This is a genomic window from Paraperlucidibaca sp. (assembly GCF_982810325.1).
Window position 1 is genome coordinate 104550 of sequence record NZ_CEYEMI010000005.1, and the last position, 8583, is coordinate 113132.

The window sequence follows — 8583 nt, forward strand, 5'->3', positions numbered from 1 at the left end:
AAACCTCAGGCCGCATATGCGGAAACAAAATCACATCGCGAATGCTGGCTGAATCAGTAAACAGCATCACCAAGCGGTCAACACCAATACCCTCGCCCGCCGTAGGCGGCATGCCGTACTCCAGCGCACGAATGAAGTCGGCATCGTAGTGCATGGCCTCATCATCGCCCGCTTCTTTCTCACGCACCTGCTGCATGAAGCGCTCAGCCTGATCTTCAGCGTCATTAAGCTCAGAGAAACCATTGGCGATTTCACGCCCACCAATGAAGAACTCAAAACGATCGGTAATGAACTCGTTATCATTATTACGGCGGGCCAAAGGTGAAACTTCGGCCGGATACTCAGTGATAAAGGTGGGCTGGCGCAGCTGCGTCTCCACGGTCTCTTCGAAAATCAGCGTATGCAATTTGCCAACACCCCAAATCGACTTCACATCCATTTTCAGCTGTGAACGCACGATTTCGGCCGCCTGGTCATAATCCCAAAGCTGCTCACGGGTTAAATGCGGGTTGTATTTCAGAATGGAGTCGACCATCGATAAACGATCGAACTTACCGCCGAAGTCAAAGACCTCACCCTGATATGGCACATCGGTGCTACCCAAAATATCGGTAGCGAGGGTGCGCAGCATATCTTCAGTAAGGTCCATGAGATCGTTGTAATCGGCATAGGCCTGATAGAACTCGATCATGGTGAATTCTGGGTTGTGGCGCGTCGACACACCTTCATTGCGGAAGTTGCGATTGATTTCAAACACGCGCTCGAAACCGCCAACGACTAGGCGCTTCAAATACAGCTCAGGCGCGATACGCAGAAACAACGGCATGTCGAGTGCGTTGTGGTGCGTGTTAAACGGTTTCGCGGCGGCACCACCGGGGATGACATGCATCATCGGTGTTTCCACTTCCATAAAGTCGCGAGCAGCCATGAAGCGGCGAATGCCATCGACTACTTGCGAGCGAATGCGGAAGGTACGGCGCGTGTCTTCGCTAACAATCAAGTCGACATAGCGCTGGCGATATTTAGTCTCGACATCAGCCATGCCATGAAACTTATCAGGCAATGGACGCAGACCTTTGGTCAATAAGCGCAGCTCCGTTACATGCAGCGAAAGCTCACCGGTTCGGGTTTTAAATAGGTAGCCGGTAGCACCAAAAATATCGCCTAAATCTGACTGTTTAAAGCCGGCGTAAACATCTTCACCAATGCTATCGCGCTGAACATAAATCTGAAGGCGCCCACCCATATCTTGCAATGTCGCGAAGCTAGCTTTGCCCATCACGCGCTTCAGCATCATGCGGCCAGCAATTGAAACAACTGGTTTCTCAGCTTCCAAGGTTTCCGTTGTGGCCTCGTCGAAGCGCGTGTGCAGGTCACTGCTGATAGCATCGCGGCGGAAGTCATTTGGAAATACCGGGCCAGCCTCGCGCAGTACAGCAAGCTTCTGCTTACGCTCAGCCATGAGTTTGTTGATATCTACTGGTGGCGTATTTTCTACTGGTTTATCTGTCATGGTGGCGTCCGCTTACAGGCCCATTTTTAATGAGGCTTGGATGAATTCATCGATATCGCCATCAAGCACGGCGTTCGGGTTAGAACTTTCAATATTGCTGCGCAAATCTTTCACGCGCGACTGATCGAGCACATAGGAGCGAATCTGATGGCCCCAGCCAATGTCGGCCTTGGTGTCTTCTAGCGCTTGTTTGGCTTGATTGCGTTTCATCACTTCCAGCTCATAGAGTCTGGCGCGTAACATTTTCCATGCGCGATCGCGGTTGGCGTGTTGCGAGCGTTCGTTTTGACAAGCCACCACGGTGCCCGTAGGTTCGTGGGTTAAACGCACAGCAGAGTCAGTTTTGTTGATGTGCTGACCGCCAGCGCCACTAGCGCGGTAGGTGTCGGTACGCACATCGGATGGATTAATATCAATTTCGATGTCGTCATCAATTTCTGGCGAGATAAACACCGCCGAAAATGAGGTGTGACGACGGTTGCCAGAATCGAATGGCGATTTCCGCACTAAGCGATGCACGCCAGTCTCAGTTCGCAACCAACCAAAGGCATAGTCGCCTTCAACACGAATGGTGCAAGACTTAATGCCAGCAACTTCACCATCGGAAACTTCCATCACTTCGGTTTTAAAACCGTGACGGTCGGCCCAACGCAAAAACATGCGCATGAGTATGCTCGCCCAATCTTGCGCTTCAGTGCCGCCAGAGCCGGATTGAATGTCGATAAAGCAGTTATTGGGGTCCATCTCGCCAGAAAACATACGACGAAACTCTAGATCGCTGACCAGCTTATCTAGGCCATCTAGCTCGCTGGCAACATCGACTAGCGTGTCTTCGTCATCTTCTTCAACGGCTAAGCTGAGCAGCTCTTTGGTATCGACAAGGCCACTAGTTAGCTGATCAATGGTCAGTACCACGCCTTCGAGCATGCTGCGTTCTTTACCAATGGCTTGGGCTTTTTCGGGTTCATCCCAGAGTTTGGGATCTTCAAGCTCGCGGGTGACTTCCTCTAAGCGCTCTTGCTTGAGGTCGTAGTCAAAGATACCCCCGGAGCGACTCGGTGCGCTCGGTGAGGTCTTTGATGCGGAGGACGTAGGGATTAATTTCCATGATGCTAAAAATGCCGTCGTGTAAAGCGCGGTATTGTAGCGAAAAATGCGCGCGCGTGCTGCCTGCGCATTAGCTCAGCGTAAAGCCACTTTGCAAAGCTAGCTTACAGCGCCTGCATCGCCTCAATGCGCAATTGCAGCGTCTCCATGCCGCGAAAACGGTTGATATCTAAGCGATAAGCAACACGAATTCGCTCGCACTTGAGATTAGGCCAAAGTGCCCTATCCACGCCAAAAGCAATGCCATCGATGACGCGATTGCTCTCTGGATGGCAGAGGCTGAATTTGATGTGTTTATCTTTAAGTAAGCGCTGACCAAGACACAAAAACTCACCTTCAAATAAGGGCTCAGGAAAGGCCTGACCCCAAGGGCCGGCATCGCGAATCAAATACGCCGTTTGCTCATTCAGCTCAGAGGCACTGAGCTCGCCATCGGTGAGCAAAACTGCGTCATAAGCTTCAGGCGGAACCCATTCGCGCAAGGTTTCTTCGAAGGCTAGGCGAAATGCCGCCAGCTGCGTGCTGGGTAAGCTCATGCCGGCCGCCATGGCGTGACCACCAAAGCGCGTGATAAGGCCGGGATTTTTCGTCGCCATGGCATCGAGCACATCGCGAATATGCACGCCAGGAATGGAACGCGCCGAGCCTTTTAGCTCGCTGGGCATCTCGCCGTACGCTGGTGCTTGTGCCGGCGCAAAGGCGACTGTTGGCCGATGAAAGCGCTCTTTAATACGCCCTGCCAACAAACCAATTACACCTTGATGCCAATGCCGGTCGTAAAGCACTAAACCGGGCGGCAAATTTTCTTCGCTGATGGTCAGCTCGCGCATCGCCGCCATGGCTTCATTTTGCATACCGGCTTCGATCTCGCGACGCTCTAAGTTCAGCGCATCAAGGTCTTCCGCCATGCGTTTGGCTTCAGCAGGATCATCGCAAAGTAAGCACTCAATGCCTTCGCGCATATCGTCTAGGCGGCCTGCTGCATTGAGGCGTGGCGCCACAACAAAGCCCAGATCACTGGCTACTAAACTGGCGATATCACGCTCAGCCACACGCAGTAAAGCGGTAATGCCAGGGCAGCAACGCCCAGCTCGAATACGCGCCAAGCCCTGTTGCACGAGGCGGCGATTATTGGCATCGAGCGCGACCACATCAGCCACCGTACCTAAAGCCACAAGGTCTAGATAATTAGCCATATTAGGCTCAGCAATGCCTTGAGCGGCGAACCAGCCATCGTCGCGTAAGCGCGTGCGCAAACTTGAGAGCACGTAAAACACCACACCAACGCCGGCTAAAGCTTTGCTGGGAAAATCGCAATCGGCTTGGTTCGGGTTGACGATGGCATCGGCCGGCGGCAGCGTTGCGCCGGGCAAATGATGATCGGTGATGAGCACGCGCACGCCCGCCGCCTGTGCCGCCGCCACGCCTTCATGACTGGCAATACCGTTATCGACGGTGATGATGAGCTGCGGCTGCTTCTCGCTCAGCGCCAGCGCAACGATGCCGGGCGTGAGGCCATAGCCATAGGTAAAACGATTGGGAACTAGGTAGTCGACATGCTGCGCACCCATGGCACGCAAGGCACGTAAGGATAGCGCCGTGCTGGTCGCGCCATCGGCGTCGAAATCGCCGACCACGAGGATGCGCCATTGCTCATGCAGAGCTTGAGCCAATAATTCTATTGCCGCAGTTAAGCCATGAAGGCTGCTGGCTGGCTGCAAAGCAGCCAGCGTCATCGCTAGCTCAGACTCAGTGCGCACGCCACGGGCAGCGTAAAGTCTAGCCAACAAGGGCGGCACAGAGGGCAGATCGGCATGACTTAAAGCACGCCGCTGCCAGCGCAGAGGCGTGCTCATAACGGGATTAACTGAAGCTGAATGCTCGGCAGCTTAAACACCCATCGATTGCAGAATGCTATCGCGGACTTGGTCCAAAGTAGCATCGATGGTTTTCAGCACCGAGCTTTGGCACTGGCCAATGGCCGTGTCAGGATCTTTCAAGCCATTGCCAGTCAGTGTGCAGACGATGACCGAACCTTCAGCAATTTTGCCGGACTTGATGTCGCGAATAGCACCACCCAAAGAAGCGGCTGACGCTGGCTCACAGAAAATGCCCTCGCTCATCGCCAATAGGCGCTGAGTATCGAGAATTTCTTGGTCGCTGAGTTCATCAAACCAACCGCCCGACTCACTCATCACTTTCAGTGCTTGATCGTAGCTTTGCGGGTTACCGATGCGAATCGCAGTGGCCACGGTTTCTGGATTTTTCACTGGGCCGCCACGCACAAATGGCGCAGAGCCGGAGGCTTGATAGCCAAGCATTTTTGGACGATTGCTGATCACAGGCTCGCAAGCAAAAGTGCATTTGCCATTACAGAAACTACATGACTGAGTCACAGTTTCGCCAACTGGCGTGGAGTATTCGCAATAGCCGATCCAATGCGCCGTGATGTTGCCGGCGTTACCGACTGGTAGACAGTGGTAGTCAGGTGCGCGGCCAAGCTCTTCGACAATTTCGAAAGCCGCAGTTTTTTGACCTTGCAGACGATAGGGGTTAACCGAGTTAACGATAGTCACTGGCGCATGCGCCGCGACTTGCTTAACCAGCTCCATGCCATCGTCGAAGTTGCCGCGAATTTGCAGGGTGATGGCGCCATACATCATGGCCTGTGCCAGCTTACCCATGGCAATTTTGCCTTCTGGAATAAGCACAAAGGCTTTGATGCCGGCGCGTGCCGCATAGGCAGCGGCAGCAGCTGAGGTATTACCAGTTGAGGCGCAAATAATCGCTTTCGAGCCCTCTTCCACGGCCTTAGTCACAGCCATGGTCATGCCGCGATCTTTAAACGAGCCAGTCGGGTTCAGACCCTCGTATTTCACATAAATTTCGACATTTTTGCCAATCAACGCTGGGATATTTTTCAGGCGAATTAACGGCGTATTGCCCTCACCCAAAGAAATGATGCGCGTGTCGGCAGTCACCGGTAAGTGGCTACGGTAGCGATTAATTAAGCCGGTATAGCGGTTGCCTGCGTTCATGCCAAAGACTCCATACGAATACGTGTGACTGACCCAATGATGTGATCAAGTGCTTCAAGCTCTACCATGGCGCGGTTCATTTCGCGCTCAACAACAGGCTTGGTCAAAATAATAACGGGCACCGAGCCGCCTTCCTGCATGGGTTTCTGCAAAATGGCTTCGATATTGATGTCGTGATTGCTCAAAATGCGCGTGACATCGGCCAACACCCCGGCACGGTCATAGGCCTGCAAGCGCAGATAGTACGAGGTCACTACCGACTCCATCGGTAAGATCGGCGTATTGGTGATCGCGTGAGGCATAAAGGCCAAATGCGGGACATTGGGCGCTGACTCTGACGTCAATAACCGCACTAAATCAACAATATCAGCGACTACGGCCGAAGCTGTTGGGCCTGCACCAGCGCCAGCACCGTAATACATGGTGGTGCCAACGGCATCGGACTGCACCAAGATGGCATTTTTCACGCCATTCACATGGGCGATCAGGCGGTCATTCGGGATCAATGTTGGGTGCACGCGCAGTTCCACGCCTTCGCGTGTGTAACGCGCCATGCCCAGCTGCTTGATGCGAAAGCCCAGCTCTTCAGCATAGATGACATCATCACGAGTGAGCTGCGACAAGCCTTCGGTATAGACTTTAGAAAACTGCAACGGGATACCAAAAGCTAGTGAGGCCATGATAGTGAGCTTATGCGCCGCATCAATGCCTTCAACATCGAACGTCGGATCGGCCTCGGCATAGCCCAGAGCTTTTGCTTCATCGAGTGCATCGGTAAAGGAACGACCTTTATCGCGCATTTCGGTCAAAATATAGTTGCCTGTACCGTTGATGATGCCGGCCAGCCATTCGATATTGTTAGCCGCCAAACCTTCACGCAACACCTTGATAATAGGCACGCCGCCTGCGACCGATGCCTCAAAGCCAACATGCACACCCTTGGCTTCAGCAGCAGTAAAAATCTCATTGCCATGCTCAGCTAGCAGCCATTTGTTCGCGGTAACCACATGCTTACCATTGGCGATGGCGCGCAGCACGAGTTCTCGAGCAACGGTAATACCACCGATAACTTCAACGACAATATCAACTGCAGGATCATCGACCACGGCAAAAATATCCATGCTCACGGTGATGCCAGCCAAGTCGAGGTTGGGATGCTCACGGCGCACACCTATATGCGACACCACGATATCGCGGCCTGTGCGGCGTGAGAGCTCTGCTGCATTGGCGCGGAGCAAATGCAGAGCACCACCGCCCACAGTACCTAGGCCAACAATACCGATATTGACGGGCTTATTTACGGTCGAATTAGTCGCGTTCAAGTCAGGGCCACCAGCTAATAATATAAGAGCCAAAATAAGCATTAAGACGCTTATCAGACCCAGAAATAAGGGCGCATAGTATAGCGCCCTAGATGAATTTGTCGAACTTAAGGCTTAGTTCAGGCCAAGGATTGTTGCCGCACGATCAGCCGTTATATAGCCACCGATTTGCTCACCTTTTTCATTAAAAATCGCCGGAGTACCCGTTACACCCATTTGACGACCTAGGGCAAATTGCTCACTGATAGGTGCTTTGCAATCTGCTTTTCCGGCAGGCACTGGGCGACCCTGCTTAGCTAGAGTTAGTGCTTGTGCACGATTGGCATTGCACCAAATTTCAGTCATATGAGCGCCAGTGCCCGCGTTTGGACCTACGCGCGGTAAGTCACGAGGATAGGCCAAATAGCGCACCTCAATGCCCTTAGCATTCATCGCTGGCACTTCGGCATGTAACTTACGGCAATAGCCGCAATCGGTATCCGTAAAGACAGTAATCACCGCCTTTGCCTTGCCTTTGGCAGGAAAAATTATCTCATCGCGCTTATCAATGCCTTTAAGCAAAACAAGACGCTGCTTAGACTTAGCCTGATCAGTGATATTGACGACTTCCTTGCCCTTAACTTGCAGCATATCGCCTTGAATTAAATACTGACCATCAGCGCTGGCATAAATCGTGCCGCCATCGAGCTCAACAGCGTAAACACCAGCAATAGGCGAGGCTGTGACTGAAACAATGTTGGCTTTCGGCACGGCCTGCGTTAGACGTTGACGAATCTGCGACTCTTCATTGCTACCGGCTTGCACCCACAGCGCGGTCGCGGCAATCGATGTGGCGATTACGGCGGCAATGCCCCATTTCTTTGTTCGCTTTTGCATGCAGCTGGCCTCTCAGAGAATACATAAGTGCTTAACCATCGAGTCGGCGATGGCGTTGACGAATAGTCGCTAAGCATACGAGAAACAAAGCTCGGCGTCAGCCTCGTGGATGATGCTCAGCGTGCAGTTGCTGCAGACGCTCGCGGGCAACGTGGGTGTAAATCTGCGTGGTGGATAAGTCGCTGTGGCCGAGCAAGAGCTGAATCACGCGCAAATCGGCACCATGGTTGAGCAAATGTGTGGCGAAAGCATGGCGCAAAGTGTGTGGCGAAACATTACTCGTGATGTTGGCCATGAGTGCGTAACGCTTAATCAAATGCCAAAAGTTCTCGCGTGTCATGCCGCCGCCACGCGCCGTGACAAAGAGCGCCGGCACCGAGATATCACGCACCAACTCGCCCCTGGCCTCGCCGATATAGCGCTGTATCCAGATCACCGCATCTTCGCCCATTGGCACCAAACGCTCTTTTTCGCCCTTACCTTTCACGCGCAAATAGCCTGCGGGCAAATTCAGCGCCGCCAGCGGCAAACCAACCAGCTCACTCACTCGCAAGCCACAGGCATATAAGAGCTTAAGCATGGCTTTATCGCGCAGGCCAATTAAGGTCTGAGTATCAGGCGCAGCGAGCAGCGCATCGACATCGGCCTCAGACAAATCTTTCGGCAATGAGAGGCCGATGCGCGGTGTATCGAGCCCAATAGTCGGATCGCTGTCGACACTGCCACG

The 8583-nt window shown here is 53.2% G+C and carries 7 protein-coding genes; all 7 read right to left on the reverse strand.

Going from position 1 to position 8583, the window contains the following annotated elements; genetic code table 11:
* On the reverse strand, positions 1–1513 hold a 1513-nt coding region (gene lysS / locus AC3DKE_RS03715; RefSeq protein WP_487990095.1), incomplete at its 3' end, for a lysine--tRNA ligase.
* A gap of 12 nt (positions 1514–1525) precedes the next feature.
* A protein-coding gene (prfB, locus tag AC3DKE_RS03720; protein WP_340675355.1) for a peptide chain release factor 2 occupies positions 1526–2621 on the reverse strand; the annotation gives its coding sequence in 2 pieces (ribosomal slippage) (positions 1526–2548 and positions 2550–2621; 1095 coding nt in all).
* A 103-nt stretch (positions 2622–2724) separates the two neighbouring features.
* The gene (recJ, locus tag AC3DKE_RS03725; RefSeq protein ID WP_487990096.1) at positions 2725–4476 is read right to left on the reverse strand and encodes a single-stranded-DNA-specific exonuclease RecJ; all 1752 of its coding nucleotides are present in this window, start codon (positions 4474–4476) and stop codon (positions 2725–2727) included.
* A gap of 33 nt (positions 4477–4509) precedes the next feature.
* Positions 4510–5658: a threonine synthase gene (gene thrC / locus AC3DKE_RS03730; protein ID WP_340675353.1), complete on the reverse strand. Its 1149-nt coding sequence runs from the start codon at positions 5656–5658 to the stop codon at positions 4510–4512.
* Positions 5655–6980, reverse strand: a complete 1326-nt coding sequence (locus AC3DKE_RS03735; protein WP_340675352.1) for a homoserine dehydrogenase — start codon at positions 6978–6980, stop codon at positions 5655–5657. The genes thrC and AC3DKE_RS03735 overlap by 4 nt, the downstream gene beginning before the upstream one ends.
* 114 nt (positions 6981–7094) lie before the next feature.
* The gene (locus tag AC3DKE_RS03740; RefSeq protein WP_340675351.1) at positions 7095–7856 is read right to left on the reverse strand and encodes a DsbC family protein; all 762 of its coding nucleotides are present in this window, start codon (positions 7854–7856) and stop codon (positions 7095–7097) included.
* A gap of 97 nt (positions 7857–7953) precedes the next feature.
* The coding region (locus AC3DKE_RS03745) for a site-specific tyrosine recombinase XerD (RefSeq protein ID WP_487990097.1) at positions 7954–8583 on the reverse strand (630 nt) is incomplete at its 5' end.